Raw genomic sequence first — 23,772 nt, 5'->3', positions numbered from 1 at the left:
CCACCGATACCTCCCGCCCCGCCGCCGCCGAAGCCGCCGGCGCCGCCGGTACCACCGGGCTGACCCTGGGTGGCGCTGCTGACTCCATTGAAGCCGGGCTCGCCGGGCCCACCGACGCCGCCCGGCGCATTGGCGCCGTTGGTGCCGCTGGCCGCCGGGGGGCCCTGGTCCATCAGTTGAGTGGGGTTGACACCGGTGGCACCGGGCGCGCCCAGGCCGCCTTGCCCGCCGACCCCGCCCTGGCCGAACAACCCGGTCGATCCGCCGTTACCGCCCATCCCGCCGTTCCCGCCGGGAATGAGGGCGTTGCCGCCGGCCCCGCCGGCTCCACCGGCACCGGTGAACAGCCCGCCATTGCCGCCGGCGCCGCCAGCCGCGCCGGGAGCGCCTTGCCCCCCGTTGCCGCCGCGGCCGAACAACCCGGCATCGCCACCTTTGCCGCCGGCAGGGTGGGCGGCGCCGCCGGATCCACCATTGCCGCCGTTGCCGTAGAGCAGGCCGCCGGCCCCGCCGTTTTGCCCGGTTCCGGCCGCTCCGTCGGCGCCGTTGCCGATCAACGGACGCCCCAGCAGCGCCTGGGTGGGCGCGTTCACCACGCCGAGCGCCTGCTGCTCAAGAGCCTGTAAGTGCGAGGCGTTAGCGGCTTCCGCGGCCGCGTACGAAATCCCACCGGGGCACTCAAGGCGTCGACGAACCGCCGATGAAACGCCGCTGCCTGTGCGCTCAGCGCTTGATAGCTCTGGGCGTGCTCGCCGAAACACGGCGGCAATCGCCGCCGAAACCTCGTCAGCGGCCGCGGCCGCTATTCGCGTCGTCCGGGCAGCCGCGGCCGCGCTCCCGGCGCTGATCGCCGCGCCGATGCGCTCCAAATCCATTGCGGCCGTGGTGAACGTCTCCGGAGAGGCGATGACGAACGACACGGGTCTGTCCTCCGATAGCGGTCGGTGAGCGCGTCCCGCGCTTGGTTTGGGAACAAGCCGATCGTAACTTCGGATCAGCGCGTCGGTGTTTCGGCTCGAGCCGAAAGCGATTTACTCGGTGATCGAGATCGCCTGCCGCGGGCATTGACGCACGGCGTCGCGCACCAGCTCCTCGTTCTCCGGCGCGACATCTGGTTGCAAGACGGTCAGCATGTCGTCGTCGCCGAGCTCGAAAACCTCGGGGACGATGCCCATGCACACCCCGTTGCTCTCACACAGATCCCAATCGACGTCGACCTTCATCGCAGCACCTTGACCGGTACGTTCTTCCAGCCCGCGACGTTCTGCATGTGCACGCGATTGCAGCCGTCCCAGTCCACCTCATAGCGGGGCATGAAGTCGAGCAGCTTCTCCAGCGCGATCGTGCTTTCCATGCGGGCTAGCGCAGCGCCCAGGCAGCTGTGAATCCCGTAGCCAAAGCTCAGGTTCAAGGCCTCGTGCCGGTCGCGGTCGATGTCGAAGTTGTCAGGATCCGTCCATGCTTCGGGGTCGCGGTTGGCCGCGGCGTTGATCAGGAACACCGGCTTCATTGGCGGAATCGTGACGCCGTGCAGCTCGACTTCTTTCGTCGAACAACGAACCTGATATTGGGACGGCGCCTCGTAGCGCAGTAGCTCTTCGACGGCCGCGGGGATCTTGCTGCGATCGTCGAGCAGCTTCTGCCACTGCTCGGGGAACCGCGCGAACACCACCGGCGCATTGCCGACCAGCTTTGTCACGGTCTCCGCGCCGGCACCGCCCAATAACGTTGCAAATCCGGCTATTTCGACGTCATCCAGCTTGGTTTTCTGGCCGTCCTCACGTTCGATCTCGGCGTTGATCAGCTTGGTGAACAGGTCGTCGCGCGGCTCGGCGCGGCGCTGCTGTAGGAGTTCGTAATACAACATCCAGGTTTCGATGTTGGCTTGCATACCCCGCTCGCCGACCTCGACCTGTCCGGGTTCGCGATGCAGCGACTCGTCGATCAAGTGTCGCACCCGCTGGGCGTGCTCCTCCGGTACCCCCAGCATGGTGGTGATCACCTCCACGGGGAACGGAGCGGAGAAGTCCTGCACCACATCGAACCGGTCGGGATCGACCTTGCCGAGGTACTTGTCGATCTTCTCGGCGACCATCTGCTGTTGGGATTGGATGGCGCGCGGCGTGAAGACTCTGTTGAGCAAGCTGCGCATGTGCCGGTGATCAGGAGGGTCCATAAAGATGATCGACCGTTGTTGCGGCGGCTTTCCGGTCCGCACCATCGACAGGTCGATGCCGTAGGCCGACGAATACTCTTCGAAGTTCTTCAGCCCCGCGGCCACATCCTCGTGGCGGGTCAACGCGTAGAAGTCGTACTCCTCGCTGTAGTAGACCGGGGTCTCCTCCTGCATCCGCCGATAGGTATCCCACGCGCCGTTGAAGAAATCCAAGGAAAACGGATCGAAGACGACCTTAGATTTGGTCATTGAACATCCTCCTCGACGGTGAGCTGAGGGCTGGGAGCGGCAGTAACGGAATGCCAGACTGTAGTACTAACGGTAGCGCTTTCGTGGCGAGCGGAAAAGGACTCGGTCATCGGGGGTGTTCCATCAGGGTCAGGGCGGCGTCGGCGGCAGCCAGAACGGCCCCACCGCGAGCCGCGGCCCCCTCGGCGAGGTCGACGACCAGTCGCACGTCCTTCTGCAGCAGTGCTCCGGCCAGGCCGGCAAGCCGGTCCAAGCTGCCGGTATCGCCAATGGCATTGAGCGCGAAGCTGTTACCGCTGCTGCGGGCGACGACTTCGGTGAGGCGCTGCGGCGAGACGCCGAGGGCTGTCGCCAGCGACAGGGCGGTCGCCGCGGTGCCCAGGTTGGCGGTGAACAGCAAGTTGTTGAGCAGCTTGGTGGTTTGTCCGGAGCCCAGATCACCGACGTGCACCACGGCATCCGCGTACGTTTCAAAGACCGGGCGGCAGCCTTCCACGACGTCGGCGTCACCACCGGCCATCACCAGCAGGCGGCCCTTTACCGCAGCCGGGCCGCCGCCGCTCACCGGTGCATCTACTACCGAAACACCTTGTGCACCAGCCCTATTTGCAAGCTTCCGGCAGGTGTCGGGATGCACCGTGCTATGCACCGCGATCACGCCGCCCGGCGCCAGGCCGGCCAGCAGCCCGTCGGTGAGTTCTTCGACGTCCTTGTCGCCAACCACGCAGAGGCAGACCAGATCGCTTGCGGCGGCGAGCTCGGTCGGGGACGGCGCGGTCTTCGCCGGGGTATCGGCGAAGGGCTCGAGGGTCGCGGGCCTGCGCGCCCATAGCGTCGTCGGGTAGCCGGCCTCGATGATCCGCCGCGCCATGGGGCCGCCCTGGCTGCCCAACCCGATGAATCCGACCCGCATCAACCGGCCTCCAAGTCTTCGGTCGCTGAGCGCGCCGCCGCACATTCCTCGACGAAGGCAAAGAGGTTGCGGTGGTAGTCGGCGGCCGTGTGCCCGAGGCTGAGATTGTGCCCGGTGTCTGGTTCCAGGTTGCTGACGAAACGTGGTGTTGCGGGGAATAATTCGGTGATTTCTGCCAGGGCGGTCGGGTCGGTGCGATACACGTTGTCGTGCTCGCCCACGGTGAAGCGAACCGGGACGCGCACCCCGGGCGCCAACGCCGGGAAGTCCTGGTGCGGCCAGTTCAAGGCCATGGCCCGCTCGTAGTGCGGCGCTGTCGAGCTATTCGTGATCCCCCGCGGGATGTCGGCCGGATACAGCCGAATCGGTTCCCACAACAGCTCCCGCACACCCGGTGGGCGATCCTGTTGCGCGGCCGCCTTCATGACTTCCTTGGCGGCGGGTTGATACCGCCGACCGGTACCACCCAGTTCGAGGCCGAGTAGGTCGACGCCGCGTGGGCTGGCCGCCATGCGTACCGACAGCTCGCAGCCGCCCGAATGACCCATCACAAACAACCCGGCCCCCTGCGGCCGCTGGCCGAGGATGCGGTCGACGGCGCCGAAGGCGAGGTCGACGCGTTGCTCCGGCCGTTGCATCGCCTCGGGGTACGGTGCCGAACTGCCGTAGCCGGGCCGGTCGAGCGCGACAACGGAGAATCCGAGTGCCGCGCCCAACCGCAGCAACGACAAATGCGGATGCCCAGGACAGTCGAAATAGACCGCGGACGTGCCGCCGCCATGGATGGCCACGACGACGGCCTTGGGGTCTTCGGCCTCCGCGACGAGGCCCGACATGGGCACGCCGTCGACGATCACCACCCTAGGGCGCGGCGTGGTCATGTGTCAGTCCGCAACAGGAGTACGCCGCTGGGTGTCAGGCCGCCACTGCTGACCACGCCGACGCGGGCGTCGGCGACCTGGCGTGCGCCGGCCTCCCCGCGCAATTGGGTTATCGCTTCATGCAGCAGACCCATGCCGTGAGTGCGGCCGTGCGAAAGCTGGCCGCCATGGGTGTTGAGTGGCAGCTGGCCGTCGCGGGCGATGTTCTTGCCGCCATCGAGGAAATTCTTGGCCTCGCCGATCCCGCAGAATCCGAGCGCCTCAATCCAGGACAGGCAATTCATCGTGAAGCCGTCGTACAGTTCGGCGACGTCGACGTCTTGGGGCCGCAGTGAGGTGCGGGTCCACATGTGCGCGGCCTGGCCCAGCACCTGCGGCTCGTGCGTGAGAGTGCTTTGGTCCCAGTCGATTCGCTCGATGATCTGCGTTCCCACCGCCTCTACCAACACGGGTGGCTTGGCCAGGTCGCGGGCCGCGTCGACCGCGGAGACGACGACGGCTATGGCGCCGTCGCACGGCACGTCGCAGTCGTAGAGACCGAAAGGTGTTGTGATGGGCCGTGCGTTCAGATAGTCGTCCATGGTCATCGGTGATCGATAGACCGCGGTCGGGTTGAGCTCGGCGTTGGCGCGCTGGTTCAACGCGATCCAGCCCAGCGTCTCTATCGTCGTGCCGTAACGGTGAAAGTGGCGCTGCGCGTTGATCGCCAGCGTGTGCGCCGCCGACGTGGCGCCGAACGGATAGTGCCAACCAGGCGTGCGCCCCCCCGACGAGAACGGGGGTGTGATCTTGCCCTGCTTCATCAGCTCGTTGAAGGTGGCTTCCCACAACGTCCGGAAGCACAGCACGTGCCGCGCCAGGCCGCCGGCGATCGCGAGCATCGCCGCGATCACCGATCCGCCCGGGCCGAAGGTCTCGATGCCGCCGTTGTGCCAGACCGGACGGATGCCGAGCGCCGCCTCCAGTGCGGTCACGCCGCCCTCGCCGAACCCGCCGAGGTTGCCTCCGCCGGGGTAGGTCGATAGCCCGTCGATGTCGGCGAACGTCAGCCCGGCATCAGCGATCGCAGCCTCGCATGCTTGCACCGTTAGCGACAGCGGCGGAACCATCAACCGGCGACCGTTCGGCGACATTCCGATCCCGGTGAGCGCGACCTTGTCCTCGAATTTCTCGGTGGTCAGCATGGGCCGGACGTATTCGCCAAAGCGCTCGGGTGCGATCTCGTCGTCGGGCAGGGGAGCGGGCTGGGCATCGGGAATCGGCCGGAACAAGGGCAGCCACACGTCCTCGATCTGCTCGAAGGCGACCTCCACCGGCTGACCGAGTTCGAGCTGGTCGGGATCGCTATCCACGATGTTGGTGGTCAGCCGGACTCGGGGATCCTCGACGATCGCCACCTGCGCGATGACATGGGGCGCCGGCATCCCGGGCACGCTGAATCGATGGTTCACGGTGAACCCCGCCAGGGTCGCTTTGCCCGAAACGGCCCGAACTCCGATTTCGCGTGACCGGCAGTAGCGGCATACCGGTGCGGGCGGATGGATCAGCGCTTCGCACGTCTGGCATTCCTGGAACCGAAGCTTGCCGTCGGCGCCCGAGGTCCAAAAGAATTCGTTCTCGTCCGTGACCAGGGGCAACGGGCGTCCGGGTGTTGCTGACACGTCACCTTCTTTCCGTCGAAACTGCGCTCAGCGCGCGATCAAGTGGGGGGCGAAGTGTGATCTGAGCGCAGACTCGGCGCGAAATAGTAAGAGGCCCGTCAACGCGTGAACCCCCACTGCGCTTCGTTCGACTCGGTTTTGACGTTCTCGGCGGGATCTTCCGCACTGCTGGAGAATGGGTGGGCGGCTTCGGGTATGCGGTCGCCCATCTCGGTGATCGCGTGCACCGGGCAGTCCAGCAGTGCCCGCAGGACCGAGTCGTGGTCGTCGTCCGGCACGGTGCCGTCCCCGACCAGGCATGCGTATCCCCAGTCGTCGAGCGAGAAGTACCCGGGCGCGTGCTTGGCGCACACGCCGAAGCCATCGCACACTGTGCGGTCGAGACGGATTTTCATGGCTAGCTCACCGCCTCAACCTGGTAGGGACGGTCGGCGCGGAATGCGCCATGGCTGCAGTCGTGACAGGTTCCGGCGAGATGGTCAGCCACTTCGTCGGGAAATTGGTCGAGCAGGCTGGCGGCGACGTTGGTGGCGGCATCCAGTGTCGCGCAGGCGCCGCGTCCGCGTAGTACCACCGACCAGCGGCGCAGTCGGCCCAGATCCTCTTTCGTCGCAACCGAATCCCGCAACGCCCCGCCGACCGCCGCCATCGCCGCCGTGCCGTTGAAACATGACCCGCACTGCCCGGCATTTTCGCGGTCGAAGTAGGCCAGCACCGACGCCGCAACAGCGACCGGGCAGTCGTCGGTGATCAACGAGACGGCACCGCAACCCAGTCCGCTGCCGAACCGCCGCATCGTCTCATGGTCCAACGTGGTATCGAGCACGGCTCGGTTTAGTAAGCCGGCGAAGTAGCCGCCCATCAGCGCTCCGCGCACTCGTTCGGACGAAACACCATGCAGCGCGAGCAGTTCGGCGAACGGCAAGCCGTGCGGCAGTTCGTACAGAACGGGTGGCCGGTTGGCTCCGGTAATGGTGGCCAGGAAGGTCCCCGGCGACAGCGCGGTGCCTTCCGCGCGGAATGGCGCTGAGCCGTGCCGCTGCAGGAACGGCAGATTGGCCAGCGTTTCGACATTGCTGACCAGCGTCGGGCGCTCGCTGACACCCGCTTCGAAGGGGCGCGGCGGCTTGTCCGACGGCTTGGCCGGGCCACCGTTGATCGCACGAACGGCGGCGGTCTCCTCGCCGGCGACATATCCCGGCTCGACGGTCCACAAGTCGACGCGCATGCCGAGCGAGTCCAGCTCGCTGAGCGCAGCTTCGACACTGCGCGCCGAATCAACGTCGGAGACATAGACATACGCACGCTCGGCGCCCACGATCGCCGCTGCCAATCGCAAGCCGTCCAGCACCAGATGTGGCCGATTCCGCAGCAGCCAGCGGTCCTTGATCGAAGCCGGCTCGCCCTCTTCCCCGTTCGCGATGACCACGGCGCCACGGCCGTTGTCGCGTACCGCCCGCAACTTCACCCCGAGCGGAAACGCTGCACCGCCACGGCCCACCAGTCCGCTGGATTCGACCTCGCGCAGCAATTCATCGGCGTCGGCAAGCGGGCGGTACCCGCCTTGCCCCCGGTACGCCGCAAGGTCCTCCCGGTCGCGGCTGTCCCTCAGCAGCCGGGACTGACAGCCGGACCAGGCGACGGTCCTGAATGCGGTGTCGGTGGCTTCCATCGCTCAGCCCACCGACTCTGCGGTTAGGCTAGCCCGCATGCGGACTGCGGTGGTGCGCGTCAACGTCGACCCGACCGGTGTGCTCACGCCGGCACAATTACGCGAGGGCATGGCTGCGCTCCTCGGGCTCACCGCAGAAATTGGCGCCGACGTCGTCGAAAACGATCATGGCCGTGACGTGCAACTGCTCATCGCCAGTGACGACGTCCATGCGGCCAAGCGGACCGCAATTGAGTTGTGCAGCAGAGCTTTTGGTGCCTTCGGCACCGAGCCGGCAGCGGGCGCGGTCACCTTCATCAGCAGGGGAACCGACGACGACGCCCACGGTGTGCTGTCCGCATTCGGGCTCGCCGGCGAGATCACCCGCGAGCCCGGCGACGACGGCTACGACGTCATCCACGTGACGCTGCGCGAAGCCGACCTCGAGCGCGTCCCGGAAAGCCGGATCCATACGGCGCTGGAAGCATCGCTGAACTGTGAGGTCCACATTCACATCAGGTAGCCGCATCAGGACCTCAAGAATTCGAGGATCGCCGGTGCCGCCTGCACCCAGGTGTCAAACATGTTGAAGTGCTTTACTTTACCCGCCGCGCGCTCCTCGGCCGCACGCTCCCACGCGTCCTCGGGCCAGGGCGGGTCGATGAGCGTCGATCCCTTGATCAGGCAGCTGACCTCCAGCGAGGTGCGCTTGGGATGATCCCAGTCGTTCTCGCCGCCGCGGATGATCAGCGTGGGAACCTTGATGCGGCCAAACATTTCGTCGTCGACGCCGGGAATCGTCTGTCCCGGCTTGGGTACGAACGCGTTGAGCCAGCGCAACATCACCGTGAGGAACTCATCGGGGTCCAGATCGAGGAACCGCTGCTTGTTGGCCGGATTCTGATCGATGCGGTCGCGCCACTCGGGTACCTTGAGCAGCCCCTCGATACCGGACCAGCGCACCGCCTGGATGCTGGGCAGCACGTAGTAGGCGCCCAGCTGATACATGCCGTACACGCCGCCGACGATGTTCCACACCACCAGCTTTTCCACCAGCTCGGGATAGAGCATCGTGGTCAACATGGAATCCCGCGCCCCGCCGGAACCTCCGGCGATGATGCACCGATCGACCCCGAGCGCGCTCAACATGCCGCGCAGGGTCTCGGCACGCATGTGCGATTCGCTTTGACCGTAGAACTGCACATCGGAGGCGCCGCAATTCGGCCGGTCCCACAACAAAACCCGGTAGTCGCCGCCGACCAGTGTCTCGGCCAGCGGACGCAGGCCGGGAATGTCCTTGCCGAATCGGCCGCCTGGTGTCAGAACAATCAGATCGCCTGACACACCGAGGATTTCGTACACCACGGTGCCGCCGTTCACTTCGATGGCAGACTGCTTCGGCTGCGTCATGCCATCACCAGCACGTCGTTGCCCACCACGCGGACCGGGTAGGTGCGAATGCTCCATTCCGGTTTGACCGCCGTCGTCCCGGTCGCCAGCTCGAAACCCCATTGATGCCACGGGCAGTAGATGTATTCCAGATCGCGGACCATGACCGCGTCGCCGGGGGCGCTTTCGTCGACGATGGTGCGGCCCCGGGCGCGTCCCGAGCACAGCGGACCGCCCTGGTGCGGGCAGTAATTCGCGATGGCGTAGAAGGTGCCGTTGACGTTGTAGACGCCCACGCCGTGCCGCCCGATCGGCACCAACTTGTGTGTGCCCGAAGGAATTTCGTCCACCGTCGCGACGACATGCTCGCGGCCCTGGGCGAGGCGGGGTCGCGTGGTCTCCTTCGGCATTCAGAGCACCCGGGTTTGACCTTCAAGCACCGGCACCGTCTCCGGCAGGTGATAGGTCTCGATGCCGTTCTTGTACATCACCGCATCCCGGGCCGCTTTGGGCAAGTGCTTGACCAACCACCGCGGGTTATCGAAAGTCCAGTGCGGGTAGTCGGAGGAGAAGAGCAGGATCTTCTCGCATTCCATCCATTCCAGTGCTCGGGTCAGTTCGGTCTTGTCCTCCGGGTAGTCCAGCGGCTGGGTGGTGAACTTGATGTGTTCCTTGACGTATTCCGACGGCTTGCGCTTGATGTCCACCCGGGATTTGCGCGCCGCGTAGATCGCATCCATGCGCCACATCAGCGGCAGGATCCAGGTGAACGCATGCTCGACGAAGACGATCCGCAGTGTGGGGAACCGGTCGAAGACGCCGTCGAAGATCAGGCTCATCACCTGGTTTGCGGCCAGCAGCGAGTAGGTCACCATGAAGTCGTGGTTGTAGCTGGGGAACCCCACCGGCGGCGTCGGCAGCATCTCGTAGTTGCTGCGCGATAGGTGACAACTCACGGTGATGTCGTGCTTGGTTGCGGCCGCCCAGACGGGGTTGTACATCGGGTGACCCCATGAGGGGCGCGGCTCGGCCTTGATCAGCACCTGCGCCATGTACGGGTGTCCGGCCCATTCCTCGATTTCGCGGGCCGCCCCTTCGGGGTCCTCGACGGCCGCGCAGATCGAACCGCGCCAGCGCTGATGCCAGTTGTTGTGGCCGTCGAGCCAGTGATTGGCCTGCCAGTGATTGAGTGCGGTTGAATATGCCTGGTGCGCTTCGGGTAGGCGCGGTGTCCGGCCGCCGGGCTCCAGGATCGCGATGTCGGAGCCGGCCTCCATGATCAGCTGGCGAAAGGCCATATCCGGGTCGCTGCCGGGAAACTCGCCGTCGGGAGGGAAGGTGTCGACGCGCATCGCGAAGCTGTGGGCGTAGTCCGGGGCGTCGTAGTAGATCAGCTCGCCAACCCGGTGTTCGAGGAAGTATTTGCTGCGCCACGGCTCCGGGATGTACTGCGAGATTTCACCGCGTCTGGGCATCGGGTGAACGTCGGAGTCGACGCACCGGACGGCGATGCGCTCGGCGGCGGGAACGCGTTCGTGCAGATGGGTCAGCGTCATCGTGATCTCCTCAGTCCCGTGTCACCATTGTGCGACTACCCCCGGCTAACCTCTAGCGAGTCGACGGAAATCTCGATCCCGTAGAGGTTGGCGGCGTTGCGCCAGCACAACTTCTCGCGCTGTTCGGCGGACAACGCCGTGGGAAGCTCCCGGATGTCCCAGCACTGCCAGTGCGGATAGCTGGAGCCGAACATCACCATGTTCTCCTTGCCGCTGAAGGACAACCACTCACCGGCGAAGTCGGCATCGCCGGGACCGTCGAGGCAGCCCTGCACGAAGTACACGTGACCGGGCAGATAGTCGCTCGGTATCCGCGGCGCCCACGGCGTCTGTTCCAGGTGCGGCCGGCCGAACACGTCCATCCGCCAGATGAACGGTGTCACGAAGTCCGCGGCGCCGTCGGCCCAGACGAACTTCAGGTTGCCGAAGCGCTCGAACACACCCTCGGCGATCATGTTCATCAGGTGGTAGAGGTAGTTCAGCGCCATGAAGCCGACGTATTGCTCGTAGGTGCGCGTATGCCCAGAGGGAGTGGGCGGAAATCCGATACCTTCGCCGGATTCGATGTGGACCGCCACCGGCAGGTTCGCGTCGGCCGCGGCTTCCCACAACGGCCAGAACTGTGGCTTGCCGTAGACCTCGCGGGACTGCAGCGGAACGCCGATCTGAACGACACGCGGGTGGGCGCGCCACTTTTCGATTTCACGGAGCGCGCCGGCGATGTCGTCGGGGTTGACCCGGATGGTGCCGCGGAACTTCTCGCCGAACTGGTCGTGCTCGAGCCAGCGCGACACCATCATCTCGTTGTGGGCGGCGTGCAGCGCGCTGCCGAGGTGCCGGTCGGGCATGATGCCGCGGCCCATCGGATGCAGGATCGCCACGTCGACACCGCGTTTGGAAAAGAGTTCGCCGGCAACGAGTTCCACGTTCGAACCCGGGTATTCGCGGTTCGGCCCCTCGGCGTTCGGGGCGTACTCGCCGCCGGGCGCTCCGTACCAGTCCATCTCGTAGTCGGGAAAGCCGCGGCTCTTGAACGGCTCGCGCAGGAAGCCGCGCAGGTCTTTGTTGGACGGAAAGAAGATGTGCACACTGGCATCGATGACCGGTGTGCGCGTTCCCTCGGCATCCTCGATCACGAAACCCACCCTCCGGCTCCGGCGACGACGAGCCCGGTCAGGGCATCTGATAGACAACCTAACATTTCCGTCGGTCGCCGATCAACGCCTTTCCGGTAAGCATTTCGATTAATCATCTGCCCTGCTACGCGGTGTTGTTGCCGGCCATATTGCCAGTATTGTTCTTCAATACGGATAATATCATTCTCTCATTCGATGAGGGGCGCTCCGAGCGGGATCCGAAGACAAGGATGACTTCGGCGCGCGAACCCGGGGCAGCCGACGCGATCGGCAACGGCTAGTTGCACGCCCAGTCAACGATCCGCCCGCCACCGAGGTTGGCCATGGCGTGTGCTTCGGCCGCGCCGCGGTTGTACCCGTAACCGCCGTGGTACTTCGCGCCGTCGTGGGCGACCGCGCCGCATCGGGTGAAGACGCTGACCACTGTGCACGTGTGGATCCCACACAGCTCCAAGGCACGCTGCTTGGCCTGCGCCTTGGAGAGGTGCCGCCATGCCTTGCCATTTGACCCGTCGTGTCCGTAGGCGATGGCGCCGTAGTAAACAGGGGAGGGCGGCATATTGGACACATGGGTCATCTCACCCCGGTGGGTATGGGCGCCTGCCGGATGGATCTGCGTGACGGTCATTGCGGCCGCAACCGCCAGGCCCGACACTGCCAGTACGATTCGGCGGCGAAGCTTTCCGGTGCTTTTCTCAGCTCTACTCACCTGGGCTCACCTCCACCACAGCCTCACCGTTCCCGATGCCCCGATGGATGAGGGCGCTGACGCTGTATGAAATGCGATATTTACTTGGGAGAAATATTTACCATCTACAATACCGGCGCGTTGGCCGCTACGTGGGTTGTGTGAATCGGGCTTCATAGGCAATTCATGATGTGGGTTGGCCGTCTCGTCGGCCGGCAATCTCGAACATCGCGACGTCATACCCCTCAGGCGTTCCATGCGTCGAAATCGCTTCGGCCGCAGCTGTATCGATGATGCCGGCAGATTCAGCACAGACCGCTGGGAATGCCCCTGGCGGGAGTGTTTCCTGGCTGGGCATCGCCTGCGGGTAGGGCACCCGGTAGGGCGGGTTCAAGCGATAGGTGCCCGTCAACGCTCCGATGCCGAGGCCGCACTGCGCCAGTTCCGGCAGCACCCGTCGGGGTTGGTTCAGCTTGGGTGGCGACGGGTTGGGTGCGACGGCGAAGTTGAAGGCCGACGTCATGTCGCCGATCACGCTTCGGCGCCATGCGGTGAGGTTGGGCACCGGCACGCCGAACCGTTTCTCGATCAATCGAAGTTGGGAGGTGTGATCGAACACGTCGTGGGCCATCGGCCCGCCGCGGCTGAACGGTGAAATAACCAGGCAGGGAACGCGAAAGCTCAAGCCGATCGGTCCGCGGATGCCGCCGGAACCGGCCACGCCGTCGATGTCGGGCACCGTCAGGTATTCGCCCGCGGTGCCCGGCGGCGCCGTCGGCGGCACGACGTGGTCGAAGAAGCCGCCGTTTTCGTCGTAGCTGACGATCAGCGCGGTCTTTTCCCAGACCGCCGGATTGGACAGCAGAATCCGCAGCGTGTCCGCCATCGCGACGGCGCCGCCCGCGTCCGGCATCGCCGGGTGTTCGGACACGAGAATATTCGGAACCAGCCAGGAGACCTGCGGCAGCCTGTTGGCTCTGACATCGGCGGCGAAGTCCCAGGGATAGCGGGGGGCGACGCCGAAGCGAGCCAAATCCGACCGCGGGTCTGCGGCCTGTTTGAACCATCGCACGATCTCGCCGTAACCCACGTAAGTGTTGACCGCGGGCCCTAATGACTTGTCGCTGTACATCTTCCAACTGACGCCGGCATCGCTGAGGTTCTGCGGCATGATGCGCCAGTTGAACGCCCCGATCGGCGCGGTGGAGGAGGTCTCCACCAATGGCCCCCCATTGGTACCGGCGGGGTCGATCCAGGCACTGAGCCAATACAGCCGGTTGGGAGAGTTCGGACCCAATACCGAGCAGAAGTAGTGATCGCAGACGGTGAAGGTGTCGGCCAGCAGGTAATGAATCGGGATGTCTCGACGAGTGTGGTAGCCCATTGTCCCCGGGGTGTTGGCGGCCGAACGGGTCCTCGCCTGCGCCGGCAACCAGTTGTCGTTCGCGCCGCCGTTCCACGACTGATGGATCGCGATCCAATCATGGTCGGGATCGTTGATGCACGCGCCGTTGAGAAAGGGCGCTCTGGTGCTGTCGAAACGGAACGGGAGGGTGATGCCGGAGGGGTCCAGCGACTGGGTCCGCGGGTCCCAGCCCTTTTGCTGGAACAGCGGCGAGGCGGTATTGAATCCGTCGGTATCGGAAAGTGTTCCGAAGTAGTGATCGAAGGATCTGTTTTCTTGCATTAACAGCACGATGTGCTCGATGTCGGTCAACTTACCCGAGCACGGCCCGGCGCCGTAAGCCTTTTCGATCACCGGCCCGACTAACGACATGAGAGAGGCGGCAGTGGTAGCAGCGGCGGCTTTAGCCAAAAACTCGCGGCGCGACATTGTGTCATCCGGGTTTTTGCCCATCACCATGGTTCCTTCCGCACAGTTAGGCGAACTGTATCTTTGCGGCGGCGATCTGCCGTGACACGTCAAAGGGTGTGTCGTGGCGAATGCGCCGGGGCGCTGAGACGCAAATTCGCCGGGGTGCGAAATGCCGGCATGCCGCCAACTGGATTATTGCCTAATCGGCTGGGTGCGCGACGAAAAACCGGGCGGCCTTGCGGATGGAATCTTCCACCGGTTCCGGTTTCCAGCCCAGTTCGCGTTCGGCTTTGCTGTGATCCAGCGGCGACATCAGTTCCGCCATGCGCGCTCCGACGTAGGCGAAGAGCAGGTCGCGACGCAGCAGGCGGGCGGCCAGATCGTTGAGGCGCGCCGCGGCCCGCAGGACCGGCATCGGGATCGGAATGCGCGGCGGGCGTATGCCGACCGCGCGGGCCGCGATCTCGTGGATTTCCCGGGTGCTCAGGTAACGATCGGAAATGATGTAGCGCTCGCCGACGCGGCCCCGGTCGGCCGCCAGAAGCATGGCGCGGGCGGCGTCTTCGATACCGACCACCTCGGCGGAGAAGCCGAGGTAAAACGGGAACCGCCCGGTGGCGACGCGCGCGATGAGCGAACCATGCGGGGTCGGGGCCCAGTCGCCGGGCCCGTAAGTGGTCGAGATACACATCGCGACCGCCGGTAACCCTTTCTCGCGCACGTACCGCAGGACCAGGTTCTCCGCGGCCACCCGGGACTCGATGTAGGCGCCGCCGTCGTTCCAGTTGTGCGGGTCGTCCTCGGTGACGGGCCGCTGGCCGTTGATTGCCAATGTGCCGGTGCTGCTGGTGAATACGAACTTGCGCAACTGTGCCTCGAGAGCCGCGTCGAGCACCTGCCGCAGGCCTTCGACATTGGTGCGGAACAACGGAGTGGGGTCGCGCAGCCACATCCGGGCGTCCACCACGCAGTAGTACACGACGTCGCAGCCGGCCATGGCCCGCCGCAGCGCGGCGTCATCGAAGATGTCGCCGTAACAGCGTTCGACTTGGCGAGTCTGCAATAAGTCGTCGATGCCCTTGGTGACACTGGTGCGCCGCACCATGACCCGCACGTCCTGCCCTGCTGCGACGAGTTGGCGGGTGACGTGTGAGCCCAGGAAACCACTGGCCCCGATGACTAGTTTGGTGGTTCCGGTCATCGCCGCCTCAGAAGGTGGTGGGTCGCGACCACGGTGTGGCCGCGGCGCAGCAGGATTTCGGTGCAGCGCTTGCCATCTGGCCGAACGCGCCGGTGACCAGAACGGTCTGGCGGTTCACCGGCCGAGCCGCCGCGCCAGCGCGGCCGCCGTGTCCCGCAGCCGAGGCGAAATACGCACGGAGAAAATGGGATTGAAGATATCCTCACGCAGCCGGGTCAGCGTCGAGGACTTGATCAGCCAACCGCCGTCGAGCTTCTCGTAGGTTTCGTGGTAGTGACCGCGCCCGTTGAGATTGACGCCCGGGCCCAGCCGCACCACGTCCTCGAGCGCCCAGATCCCGGTCGCGGTCGTCGGCGACGTCAGCGTGATTTCCGGGGCGTGCACCTGATGCACCGTGGGTTGCGACGGCTTGCCCAGCGCGTGGCGCACGTAGGACACGAACTCGTCGGCGCCGCGGATCACCATCCCGCCCGACTGCGAGGTGTCGCTGACGAAGTCGTCGGTGAACAGCTGCCGCCAGTCATCCCAGCGCTTGGTGTCCAGGTATCGGCAGTATCGGGCCTTGAGTTGCTTGATCGCCTCGATCTCCCACAGTGTCGTTGCGGTGGCGGACATCCTAGCTCCTCATGCACCTCATAGCCCGATTTCGAGATTACTGCTTCCGTATCAGAGAATGCTATTCTCGCATGATAGCGACGACAGGAGGCGGCCCGAATGCTGTTGGAGTTCGATGCCGATCAGCGCTTGTGGCAGGACACCGTGCGCGATGTCGTCGCCAAGCAGTGCCCGCCGTCGCTGGTGCGCGCCGTGGCCGAAGACGGCGTCGACACGAGCCCGCTATGGAAGGTGTATGTCGACCTCGGCTGGACGGAACTCAACGATCCGGCCGGCGCGGTGGAGCTGGCGATCGTGTTGGAGGAGTTGGGGCATGCAACCGACCCGACCCCCTTCCTGGCGACGATGAGCCAGTTCGCGCCACTGGCCATGGACCACTTCGACCCGCACCAGTCGGGTACCGCCGTGTACAGCGGGGTGACGGCGCGCCGGGACGCCGACGGATGGGTGCTCGATGGTACCGCACGCCACGTTCTCGACGGCGATCGCGCCGACCGATTGGCGGTGGTCACCGACGCCGGGGTGTTCATCGTGGACGCCCATCAGGTCTCGGCCCGTCGCGAGTCCGTGTTCGACCCAGTGCTGCACGTCGCCGACCTGTCCTTCGATCGGGTTCGGGTACCCGACGCTGTCCGGGTAACCGCCGATCGGGAAGGCGCGCGCCACGTTGCGCTGACCGGCATGGCCGTCACGATGGTCGGCGCCTGCCAGCGCATCCTGGATCTCGTGCTCGAGCATGTGCGCAGCCGTCACCAATTCGGGGTACCGATCGGATCGTTCCAGGCGGTGCAGCACAAGGCCGCCGACATGCACGTCGCGGTGCAACGGGCCCGGGCGCTGGCCTACTTCGCGGCGCTGACCATCGCCGCCGACGACCCGCGGCGGCGGCTGGCCGCCGCCATGGCCAAGGCCAGCGCGGGCGAGTGCCAGTCGCTGGTGTTCCGGCATGGCTTACAGCTGCACGGCGCAATGGGATTCACCTGGGAGAACGATCTGCAATTCGCGCTCAAGCGGGCCAAGGCCGGTGAACTGATGCTCGGCGGTGCGGCCGAGCATCGGGACCAGATCGCGCAGGAGTACCGTGCAGCTGACTTTTGATCCCGACGTCGAGGCGTTCCGGGCGGAGTTCGCGGCCTTCCTCGACGAAAACCTGCCTCCGGCAAGCGAAACGGGCGAGCGGCCGCGCTCGGTCTCGCATCTGCCGGCTTGGGCGCGCCGCTGGCAGCGGTTGCTGTTCGACAACGGCTGGCTGCTGCCCGGCCAGCCGCCGGAGTTCGGCGGTCGCAACGCGACGGTGGTTCAGCAGTTCGTCCACCTCGAGGAACTGTGCCGCCGGCGGATCTATCACAGTTTCAACCCCCAAGGCGTGAATATCGTTGCCGCGTCGCTGCTGTCGTTCGGCACCGAGGAGCAGAAACACCGCTGGGCGGTGCCGATCCTGCGCGCCGAGATCACCGCGTCACTGGGGATGAGCGAGCCCAGCGCCGGGTCCGACCTGGCGTCGCTGCGCACCCGGGCGGTGCTGGACGGTGACCACTTCGTCGTCAACGGGCAGAAGGTGTGGACCTCCGGGGCCCATGACGCCGACGTGTTGCTGACGTTCGTGCGCACCGACCCGGATGCGCCAAAACACCAGGGCATCAGCGCATTACTCATCCCGACCGGCACCGCGGGTGTGGTGCGCCGCCCGTTTCCGTCTATCTGCTCGGCCGACGACCTGGATTTCAACGAGGTGTTCTTCACCGATGTGCTGGTGCCGGCGGAAAACCTGGTGGGTCCGCTCAACCGGGGCTGGCGCGTGGCCAATGGCTCCCTCGGGCACGAGCGCACCATGATGTGGCTGGGTTTCGCGGATCGGCTGGACAACCTGCTGGCCGACTTTCGTCCCGGCACGGAACTCGAACGCGACCGGTACGCCACCATGGTGATGGACAAACAGGCGCTGCGCCTGCTGGGTTCGGTGGCGCTGGCCCGCGCCGCCCGCGGCGAGGATGACACCGCCGCCGTCTCGGTGCTCAAGCTGCTGGGTTCGGAGGCCGAACTGCAAGCGTGCGAGCATGCCCTGGCAGCCGCCGGTTCCGACGGGCTCGTTCACCCCGCGCTGACCGGCCCGTATGCGCCGATGAACCTGGATCACTATTTCGCCAGCTGGTTCGAGCGTTACGCCCGCAGCTTTTCCGGCACCATCGCCGGAGGCACGTCGGAAATCCAGCGCAACATCATCGCCCAGCGAGTGCTGGGGCTGCCGCGCGGCTAAGCTCTTTCGCCGAGCAGACGTAAAAGCGCCCGACACGCCGAGGATTTTGGGGCTTTTGCGACTGCTCGCCAGGGCCGCTGCTCACCAAATGACCGCAGCCTCTTTGCGTTCGGTGACCGGTCTGGCGAGTTCCTGCTCCTCACAAATGCGTTGCAGCTTGTCGAGAGTTTCGTCAAGACCCGCACCTATCCTGCTGCCGGGCGTGAAGGTGGCCGGTAGCTTGCGCATCCCCTGGATGACCCCGATGGTCTCGTAGTGGACGGTGCCCGCAGGGTCGCAACGGTAGTCCGGCATCCGGTCGAGAACCACGGTCAGCATGGACTTGAACACGGTGCGCGCCACGTTGGATCCGATGCAACGGTGCACACCGATCCCGAAGCTGAAGTGCCGGTTACCTTTACGGTCAAGAATTACCTTGTCCGGGTCGGGGAACACCGCGGGGTCGCGGTTGGCCATCGCCCACGAAATCCACAGCCGCTCACCCTCTGTGAAATGCAGCCCGTCCAGTTCGACGTCGTCGGCGAATGTCCGGCCGTCGCCGGGGGCGGGGGTGAAGTAGCGCAGAAATTCCTCGGTCGCCGAGTCGAGCAGGCTTTCGCGCTGCCTGCTGAGCAGCTCGCGCTGTTCGGGGTTTTCCGAAAGCCATTCCAGCGCATGGGCGGTCAGCGCCGTCGTGGTGTCGAAGCCGCCGCCGATGAGCAATCCCAGATTGCCCAGTATTTCCAGATCGGGAGCGGGCTTGCCGTCGATGCGCATCTCGAGCAGGGCGTTGACCACCCCGGGCCGCGGATTGTTGCGAATCTCGACCATGTTGTTGACCAGGTCGAGCCCCATCTGCCGGTGCATCTCGGTAACCCGCTGAATGTCCGGCGAGTGCTCCGGCGTATACACCGCGGCGTGGGTCGGCTCGCTGTACATCTTCCAGTTCTGCAGCGGAATACCCATGAGCGCCAAGGTCAGAACGGCGGGCACGACGTTGGCCAGATCGTCGACGAAGTCGATGCTGCCGTGCTCGATCCTCTCGTCGAGGCAGGCGCGCGTCACGTCGTCGACGAACGGCACCCAGCGCTTGACGGCAGCCGGCGACAAATACGGGTTGAGCACGTTGCGGTAGCTGCGGTGCTCGGGGTCGTCCATCTCCAGGATGCCGCCGCGCACGCCGTTGATCCGGCTGGCCGTCGGAATCGAAATGCCCTTGTAGCCACGGCGTTCGTTGTTGACATCGTGATCGTTGGAGACGGCGGGACAGCGGGCGAGCTCGAACACTTCGTGGCTGCCGGCGGCGACCCAGTGCCCGCCGTAGGTGTCGCTCCACGCCATCGGGCAGCTGGCGTGCATCTCCTCGGTGATCGCCTTGAACCGTGACCGGTACTCTGCGGAGTGCCGGTCGAAGTGGTACCGATGCGTGCTGCGGTCACTGACGCTCAACCCGCTGTCTCCCTTTACCCGTTCTACCCGTCGGTGATGACGATGGCCTGCTCCGGACACGATCGCGCGGCTTCACGCACCTGGTCCTGCTGGTCGGCCGGCAAGGCCGGCACCACTTCGCTGACCGCCGACGAGGTGCCGTCGATGTCGCTGAGCCGGAAGGAGTCCGGGGCGATTATGGAGCACAGGGTGTGGCCCTGGCAGCGTTCGGGGTCAACCCAGACCTTCACGACGCCTTCCTTCCCGGCTCAGGTGTTGCGGCCACCGTTGACGCCCAGAATCTGGCCGGTGATGTAGCCGGCTTCCTCGGACACCAGAAAGGCGCAGGCCGCCGCGATGTCTTCGGGTCTACCCATCCGCCGCACCGGAGTGCGGGCGATGCTCTCTTCGATGTCACCGAGAAACCCTTGCTCCGCGGCCTTGCGCAGCATCGGGGTATCGATGAACCCGGGCGGTATGGCGTTGACGGTGATGCCGCTGGGCCCGTACTCGAGCGCCAGCGTTTTGGTGAGCCCGTTGACCGCGGATTTGGCCGCGACGTAGTGCGCCATGTAGGGCGTGCCGGAATGTGTGCTCGACGACGAGATGTTGACGATCCGTCCCCACCCGGCCTCGACCATGTCGGGCAGCACCGCCTGAATGGTGTGAAAGACGCCGTTGAGGTTGACGTCGATCACCCGCTGCCAGTCCTCGAAGGTGATGTTGGCGAACCGCTTGAACCCGTCCAGGCCCGCGGCGTTGACCAGAATCGTGACCGGTCCCAGTCGGTCGCGGATCGCCGACAGTGCGGCATCGACCTGCGGGCGGTCCGTCACGTCGGCGGTGTAGGCGAACTCGGCGTCACTGGGCTTGAGGTCGACGGTGGCCACATCGATACCGTCGGATCGCAGCCGACGGGCGACCGCCAGCCCGATGCCCGACGCGCCGCCGGTGACGACGGCGGTCTTCATGCCCGCAACCTCTCAATCATAAAGAATCTCCCTTACAATTATGAGAACCCTACTCTCGCCGTCGAGCGGCCCGCAAGCCGGCCACGAAACCGGGTCCTGCCTGCGCCGAACGCCGTAACTGGGATGCCGCTGAGCGATTGCTTAGCACCACGGCAGGTCGGTCCGATGACGGGGCATTCTTGAACTCTCAAATGGCGAATGTAAGATTCGCAAAGGATGAGAATGAAATTACCGTGACCGTCAGCACACCGAGGGGGCCGCAATGCCAACGCAGCAGACGGCGGGAACCATCGCGGAGGGGCGAACGGCCGGCGGGCTGGCCGGCGCCCCGAGTCAGTCACGGGCCGGCCGGCGGCTATTGATCGACGGCCGGCTGCTCACCACCGACACGACCTTTGCCTCCATCAATCCCGCCACGGGCGCGGTTGTGGGGTATGCGCCCGCCGCCGGGGCGACGGAAGCCCAGGCAGCGGTCGCGGCGGCCCGCCGTGCCTTCGACACCACCACCTGGTCGACCGACGTCGAGTTGCGGACGCGCTGTCTCGACCAACTCCATCAGGCATTGCTCGACCATGCCGAGGAGTTGCGGGAACTCACGATCGCCGAGGTCGGCGCCACTCGCGCCCTGACCCATGGAGCGCAACTCGACGAGCCGATCGGCATCGTGCGCTATTACGCCGGCCTGCTGCGCAGCTATCAGTTCTCCGAAGACCTCGGCGACATCCAATCGCGGGGGATGCGCCATCACCGCTGGGTGGAGAAGGAAGCCGCCGGGGTGGTCGCGGCGATCATCGCCTACAACTACCCCAACCAGCTCGCACTGGCCAAGCTGGCCCCGGCGCTGGCCGCCGGCTGCACCGTCGTGCTCAAGGGCGCGCCGGACACCCCGCTGGTCACGTTGGCGCTGGGCGAGTTGATTGCCGAGTGCACCGACATCCCGGCCGGCGTGGTGAACGTGCTGAGTTCCTCGGATGCCGCCGTCGGAGAGGTGTTGACCACCAGTCCCGATGTCGACGTGGTCACCTTCACCGGGTCAACGGCGGTCGGCCGGCGAATCATGGCGGCGGCCAGTGGGACGGTCAAACGGGTGTTCCTGGAATTGGGCGGCAAGTCCGCGGTGATCATGCTCGACGACGCCGACTTCGCCGGCGCGGCCATGTTCGCGGCGTTCAGCATGGTCACCCACGCCGGCCAGGGCTGCGCACTCACGTCGCGGCTATTAGTGCCCCGACAGCACCACGACGAGATCGTCGAACTCATCGCGCAGAACTTCGCCAAGGTGCGGCACGGCGACCCGGCCGACCCGAAAACATACCTGGGTCCGCTGATCAACGAACGCCAGCGGGACAAGGTCGACGGCATGGTGCAGCGCGCCATCGCCGCCGGCGCGACCCTGGTCACCGGCGGCAAGCGACTCGATCCCGGCTACTTCTATGCGCCTACCCTGCTCACCAACGTGGACCCGGACAGCGAGATCGCCCAGGAGGAGGTGTTCGGTCCGGTGCTCGTCGTGATCGGGTTCGACGACGATGATCACGCCGTGCGGATCGCCAACAACTCGATCTACGGCTTGGCCGGTGCGGTCTTCAGCCGCGACCAGGGTCGCGCCCTGGCGGTGGCCCGCCGGATCCGCACCGGATCCTTTTCCATCAACGGCGGCAACTACTTCGGCGCGGACAGCCCGTTCGGCGGCTTCAAGCAGTCCGGGGTCGGCCGCGAGATGGGGGTCGCCGGCCTGGAAGAGTTCTTGGAACGCAAGACTTTTGCCGTTCCGGCGGGGCCGGCGTCGCCGGCTGAGGGGAGCCCCGGATGAACCCCCTCGAAGGCATCCGGGTCCTGGAAGTCGCCATGTACGGGTTCGTCCCGTCGGCCGGCGCGGTGCTCGCCGAATGGGGAGCCGACGTCGTCAAAGTCGAGCATGCGGTGACCGGCGACCCGCAGCGCGGCCTGCGGCAGACCGGCATGCTGCGGGTGGAGGGCGACCCCAACCCCAACATCGAGCACGCCAACCGCGGCAAACGCAGCATCGGCCTGGACATGTCGGTGCCCGAGGGCAAAGACGTGCTCTACGAATTGGCCCGCCGCTCCGACGTATTCCTGACCAGCTTCCTGCCCGACGCACGACAGAAGTTCGGCATCGACGTCGACGACATCCGGGCGGTGAACCCGTCGATCATCTACGCCCGCGGCAGCGCGCTCGGCCCGCGCGGCGAGGAAGCGACCAAAGGCGGCTACGACATGACCGCCTTCTGGTGCCGGGCCGGAACCGCCGCCACCATCACTCCGATGGGTTATGCCGGGATGATCAATCCGCCTGGGCCGGCCTATGGCGACACCATCTCCGGCACCAACCTCGCCGGCGGCATTGCGGCGGCGTTGCTCAAGCGCCAGCGCAGCGGAGAACCGTCCGTCGTCGACGTGTCGTTACTGGGCAGCGGATTCTGGTCGCTGGGCCACACCGTGGCGTTGACAAGGCATTTGGGCCAGCGATTGCAGGCGCCGCCGCCCGGTGTGCACGGCGCGCCCAACAACCCTTTGGTGGGGCTGTATACGACATCCGATGGCCGCTACATCTCGTTCGTGATGATGCAGCCCACCAAGTTCTGGGCCGACGTGTGCCGGCACATCGACCGGCCCGAATTGGCCGACGATCCGCGCTTCGCGACCGTCGAGACCATCGCCGCCAATACCGCCGATGCCGTCGAGATCTTGACCAAAGTGATCGCAACCCGCACGCTTGCCGAGTGGAGCGAACGCTTTGCGACGCTCGCGGGACCATGGGCGCCGGTGCAGGACACCCTGCAAGCGGCCGACGATGCGCAGATCCGGGCGAACGAATATCTGGTGCGCGCCGGCCAACTCGAGCTGGTCGCCAATCCGGTGCAATTCGACGTCACCGCGCCCCATACCGGGCCGGCACCCGGATTCGCCGAGCAGACCGACGAGATCTTGCTGGAACTCGGTCTGGACTGGGATCGCATCATCGAACTCAAAACGGCCGGCGCCGTCACCTGAGACCCGCATGAGACCCGAGCCCGCGATGCCGAATGCCCCCGTTGTTCGAAGCCGTCGCAGCCGATCCGCCTTGTCGGATAACGGTTACGGGTTTCCGGTTACACCTGGGCGCGGCATGAGCCATAATCGCCACAGGCTTGCAAGACGTGGGGGCTGGGCCGGCATTGTTCGCAAGCACCAACTCACGCAG

General features: G+C 65.7%; 23 protein-coding genes and 1 pseudogene. 5 read left to right on the top strand and 19 right to left on the bottom strand.

From position 1 onward, the window contains the following. The 8 genes from EET03_RS33110 to EET03_RS22855 all read right to left on the bottom strand — a co-directional run. Positions 1 to 920 (bottom strand): PE domain-containing protein (locus tag EET03_RS33110; RefSeq protein ID WP_425271552.1); only part of this gene is annotated, 920 nt, incomplete at its 3' end. 111 nt (positions 921 to 1,031) lie between these two features. After that, positions 1,032 to 1,223, bottom strand: coding sequence for a ferredoxin (locus EET03_RS22885; protein WP_075540820.1), 192 nt, complete (start codon positions 1,221 to 1,223; stop codon positions 1,032 to 1,034). Then, the gene (locus EET03_RS22880) at positions 1,220 to 2,425 is read right to left on the bottom strand and encodes a cytochrome P450 (protein ID WP_075540819.1); all 1,206 of its coding nucleotides are present in this window, start codon (positions 2,423 to 2,425) and stop codon (positions 1,220 to 1,222) included. The genes EET03_RS22885 and EET03_RS22880 overlap by 4 nt, the downstream gene beginning before the upstream one ends. A 106-nt stretch (positions 2,426 to 2,531) precedes the next feature. Then, positions 2,532 to 3,338 carry an NAD(P)-dependent oxidoreductase gene (locus EET03_RS22875; protein ID WP_075540818.1) on the bottom strand — a complete coding sequence of 269 codons (807 nt, stop codon included), beginning with the start codon at positions 3,336 to 3,338 and terminating at the stop codon, positions 2,532 to 2,534. After that, positions 3,338 to 4,219 carry an alpha/beta hydrolase gene (locus EET03_RS22870; protein WP_075540817.1) on the bottom strand — a complete coding sequence of 294 codons (882 nt, stop codon included), beginning with the start codon at positions 4,217 to 4,219 and terminating at the stop codon, positions 3,338 to 3,340. Before EET03_RS22870 ends, EET03_RS22875 begins: the two co-directional genes overlap by 1 nt. Then, positions 4,216 to 5,880 carry a thiolase C-terminal domain-containing protein gene (locus EET03_RS22865; RefSeq protein ID WP_075540816.1) on the bottom strand — a complete coding sequence of 555 codons (1,665 nt, stop codon included), beginning with the start codon at positions 5,878 to 5,880 and terminating at the stop codon, positions 4,216 to 4,218. The genes EET03_RS22870 and EET03_RS22865 overlap by 4 nt, the downstream gene beginning before the upstream one ends. A 98-nt stretch (positions 5,881 to 5,978) precedes the next feature. After that, a complete protein-coding gene (locus tag EET03_RS22860) occupies positions 5,979 to 6,275 on the bottom strand; it encodes a ferredoxin (RefSeq protein ID WP_063472474.1) in 297 nt (98 codons plus the stop codon). A 2-nt stretch (positions 6,276 to 6,277) separates the two neighbouring features. Further along, positions 6,278 to 7,552 (bottom strand): NADH-ubiquinone oxidoreductase-F iron-sulfur binding region domain-containing protein, encoded by a 1,275-nt coding sequence (locus EET03_RS22855; protein ID WP_075540815.1) that lies wholly within the window; start codon positions 7,550 to 7,552, stop codon positions 6,278 to 6,280. A 37-nt stretch (positions 7,553 to 7,589) separates the two neighbouring features. Between EET03_RS22855 and EET03_RS22850 the strand changes: the two genes are divergently transcribed. Beyond that, on the top strand, positions 7,590 to 8,054 hold the full coding sequence (locus EET03_RS22850) for a hypothetical protein (RefSeq protein WP_075540814.1): 465 nt from the start codon (positions 7,590 to 7,592) through the stop codon (positions 8,052 to 8,054). 5 nt (positions 8,055 to 8,059) lie between these two features. Here the strand turns inward: EET03_RS22850 and EET03_RS22845 are convergent, their stop codons facing one another. The 8 genes and pseudogenes from EET03_RS22845 to EET03_RS22810 form a co-directional block, all read right to left on the bottom strand. Then, positions 8,060 to 8,941 (bottom strand): alpha/beta fold hydrolase, encoded by an 882-nt coding sequence (locus EET03_RS22845; protein ID WP_075540813.1) that lies wholly within the window; start codon positions 8,939 to 8,941, stop codon positions 8,060 to 8,062. Continuing rightward, positions 8,938 to 9,330, bottom strand: a complete 393-nt coding sequence (locus tag EET03_RS22840) for a Rieske (2Fe-2S) protein (protein ID WP_075540812.1) — start codon at positions 9,328 to 9,330, stop codon at positions 8,938 to 8,940. Before EET03_RS22840 ends, EET03_RS22845 begins: the two co-directional genes overlap by 4 nt. After that, on the bottom strand, positions 9,331 to 10,476 hold the full coding sequence (locus EET03_RS22835; protein ID WP_075540811.1) for an amidohydrolase family protein: 1,146 nt from the start codon (positions 10,474 to 10,476) through the stop codon (positions 9,331 to 9,333). A gap of 35 nt (positions 10,477 to 10,511) precedes the next feature. After that, positions 10,512 to 11,612: an amidohydrolase family protein gene (locus tag EET03_RS22830; RefSeq protein WP_075540829.1), complete on the bottom strand. Its 1,101-nt coding sequence runs from the start codon at positions 11,610 to 11,612 to the stop codon at positions 10,512 to 10,514. 277 nt (positions 11,613 to 11,889) lie between these two features. Next, positions 11,890 to 12,321 (bottom strand): DUF4189 domain-containing protein, encoded by a 432-nt coding sequence (locus EET03_RS22825; RefSeq protein ID WP_075540810.1) that lies wholly within the window; start codon positions 12,319 to 12,321, stop codon positions 11,890 to 11,892. 284 nt (positions 12,322 to 12,605) lie between these two features. Then, positions 12,606 to 14,158: pseudogene (locus EET03_RS22820) on the bottom strand (phospholipase C). A gap of 157 nt (positions 14,159 to 14,315) precedes the next feature. Next, entirely contained in the window at positions 14,316 to 15,317 is a 1,002-nt protein-coding gene (locus EET03_RS22815; protein ID WP_075540809.1) for an NAD-dependent epimerase/dehydratase family protein, read from the bottom strand. Positions 15,318 to 15,431: 114 nt separating this feature from the next. Continuing rightward, on the bottom strand, positions 15,432 to 15,932 hold the full coding sequence (locus tag EET03_RS22810) for a nuclear transport factor 2 family protein (protein ID WP_075540808.1): 501 nt from the start codon (positions 15,930 to 15,932) through the stop codon (positions 15,432 to 15,434). 99 nt (positions 15,933 to 16,031) lie between these two features. Between EET03_RS22810 and EET03_RS22805 the strand changes: the two genes are divergently transcribed. Next, positions 16,032 to 17,030, top strand: coding sequence for an acyl-CoA dehydrogenase family protein (locus EET03_RS22805; protein WP_075540807.1), 999 nt, complete (start codon positions 16,032 to 16,034; stop codon positions 17,028 to 17,030). Next, on the top strand, positions 17,014 to 18,189 hold the full coding sequence (locus EET03_RS22800) for an acyl-CoA dehydrogenase family protein (RefSeq protein WP_075540806.1): 1,176 nt from the start codon (positions 17,014 to 17,016) through the stop codon (positions 18,187 to 18,189). The genes EET03_RS22805 and EET03_RS22800 overlap by 17 nt, the downstream gene beginning before the upstream one ends. Before the next feature lie 81 nt (positions 18,190 to 18,270). Here EET03_RS22800 and EET03_RS22795 read toward each other — a convergent pair whose 3' ends face one another. The 3 genes from EET03_RS22795 to EET03_RS22785 all read right to left on the bottom strand — a co-directional run bounded on the left by EET03_RS22795 (position 18,271) and on the right by EET03_RS22785 (position 20,567). Further along, positions 18,271 to 19,527 (bottom strand): cytochrome P450, encoded by a 1,257-nt coding sequence (locus tag EET03_RS22795; RefSeq protein WP_425271553.1) that lies wholly within the window; start codon positions 19,525 to 19,527, stop codon positions 18,271 to 18,273. 113 nt (positions 19,528 to 19,640) lie between these two features. Then, positions 19,641 to 19,847 (bottom strand): ferredoxin, encoded by a 207-nt coding sequence (locus EET03_RS22790; RefSeq protein ID WP_075540804.1) that lies wholly within the window; start codon positions 19,845 to 19,847, stop codon positions 19,641 to 19,643. 18 nt (positions 19,848 to 19,865) lie between these two features. After that, positions 19,866 to 20,567 carry an SDR family NAD(P)-dependent oxidoreductase gene (locus tag EET03_RS22785; protein ID WP_075540803.1) on the bottom strand — a complete coding sequence of 234 codons (702 nt, stop codon included), beginning with the start codon at positions 20,565 to 20,567 and terminating at the stop codon, positions 19,866 to 19,868. A 262-nt stretch (positions 20,568 to 20,829) separates the two neighbouring features. Here EET03_RS22785 and EET03_RS22780 point away from each other — a divergent pair, with 262 nt between their 5' ends. Together EET03_RS22780 and EET03_RS22775 are read left to right on the top strand one after the other, a co-directional pair. Continuing rightward, on the top strand, positions 20,830 to 22,380 hold the full coding sequence (locus tag EET03_RS22780) for an aldehyde dehydrogenase family protein (protein WP_075540802.1): 1,551 nt from the start codon (positions 20,830 to 20,832) through the stop codon (positions 22,378 to 22,380). Continuing rightward, positions 22,377 to 23,582, top strand: a complete 1,206-nt coding sequence (locus EET03_RS22775) for a CaiB/BaiF CoA transferase family protein (RefSeq protein ID WP_075540801.1) — start codon at positions 22,377 to 22,379, stop codon at positions 23,580 to 23,582. Before EET03_RS22780 ends, EET03_RS22775 begins: the two co-directional genes overlap by 4 nt. The last annotated feature ends 190 nt before the right edge of the window (positions 23,583 to 23,772 follow it).

The organism is Mycobacterium innocens (assembly GCF_900566055.1).
Taxonomy (GTDB): Bacteria; Actinomycetota; Actinomycetes; order Mycobacteriales; family Mycobacteriaceae; genus Mycobacterium; species Mycobacterium innocens.
Note: the sequence above shows the minus strand (reverse complement) of the source record. Positions and strands in the feature narration are given on the sequence as shown.

Excerpts from the sequence above, each read along its gene's own strand:
- EET03_RS22850 (WP_075540814.1), top strand. The coding sequence starts at position 7,590 with ATGCGGACTGCGGTGGTGCGCGTCAACGTCGACCCGACCGGTGTGCTC.
- EET03_RS22840 (WP_075540812.1), bottom strand. The coding sequence starts at position 9,330 with ATGCCGAAGGAGACCACGCGACCCCGCCTCGCCCAGGGCCGCGAGCAT.
- EET03_RS22880 (WP_075540819.1), bottom strand. The coding sequence starts at position 2,425 with ATGACCAAATCTAAGGTCGTCTTCGATCCGTTTTCCTTGGATTTCTTC.
- EET03_RS22795 (WP_425271553.1), bottom strand. The coding sequence starts at position 19,527 with ATGCACGCCAGCTGCCCGATGGCGTGGAGCGACACCTACGGCGGGCAC.
- EET03_RS22815 (WP_075540809.1), bottom strand. The coding sequence starts at position 15,317 with ATGACCGGAACCACCAAACTAGTCATCGGGGCCAGTGGTTTCCTGGGC.
- EET03_RS22780 (WP_075540802.1), top strand. The coding sequence starts at position 20,830 with ATGCCAACGCAGCAGACGGCGGGAACCATCGCGGAGGGGCGAACGGCC.
- EET03_RS22870 (WP_075540817.1), bottom strand. The coding sequence starts at position 4,219 with ATGACCACGCCGCGCCCTAGGGTGGTGATCGTCGACGGCGTGCCCATG.
- EET03_RS22885 (WP_075540820.1), bottom strand. The coding sequence starts at position 1,223 with ATGAAGGTCGACGTCGATTGGGATCTGTGTGAGAGCAACGGGGTGTGC.
- EET03_RS22775 (WP_075540801.1), top strand. The coding sequence starts at position 22,377 with ATGAACCCCCTCGAAGGCATCCGGGTCCTGGAAGTCGCCATGTACGGG.
- EET03_RS22845 (WP_075540813.1), bottom strand. The coding sequence starts at position 8,941 with ATGACGCAGCCGAAGCAGTCTGCCATCGAAGTGAACGGCGGCACCGTG.
- EET03_RS22835 (WP_075540811.1), bottom strand. The coding sequence starts at position 10,476 with ATGACGCTGACCCATCTGCACGAACGCGTTCCCGCCGCCGAGCGCATC.
- EET03_RS22785 (WP_075540803.1), bottom strand. The coding sequence starts at position 20,567 with ATGAAGACCGCCGTCGTCACCGGCGGCGCGTCGGGCATCGGGCTGGCG.
- EET03_RS22860 (WP_063472474.1), bottom strand. The coding sequence starts at position 6,275 with ATGAAAATCCGTCTCGACCGCACAGTGTGCGATGGCTTCGGCGTGTGC.
- EET03_RS22810 (WP_075540808.1), bottom strand. The coding sequence starts at position 15,932 with ATGTCCGCCACCGCAACGACACTGTGGGAGATCGAGGCGATCAAGCAA.
- EET03_RS22855 (WP_075540815.1), bottom strand. The coding sequence starts at position 7,552 with ATGGAAGCCACCGACACCGCATTCAGGACCGTCGCCTGGTCCGGCTGT.
- EET03_RS22875 (WP_075540818.1), bottom strand. The coding sequence starts at position 3,338 with ATGCGGGTCGGATTCATCGGGTTGGGCAGCCAGGGCGGCCCCATGGCG.
- EET03_RS22805 (WP_075540807.1), top strand. The coding sequence starts at position 16,032 with ATGCTGTTGGAGTTCGATGCCGATCAGCGCTTGTGGCAGGACACCGTG.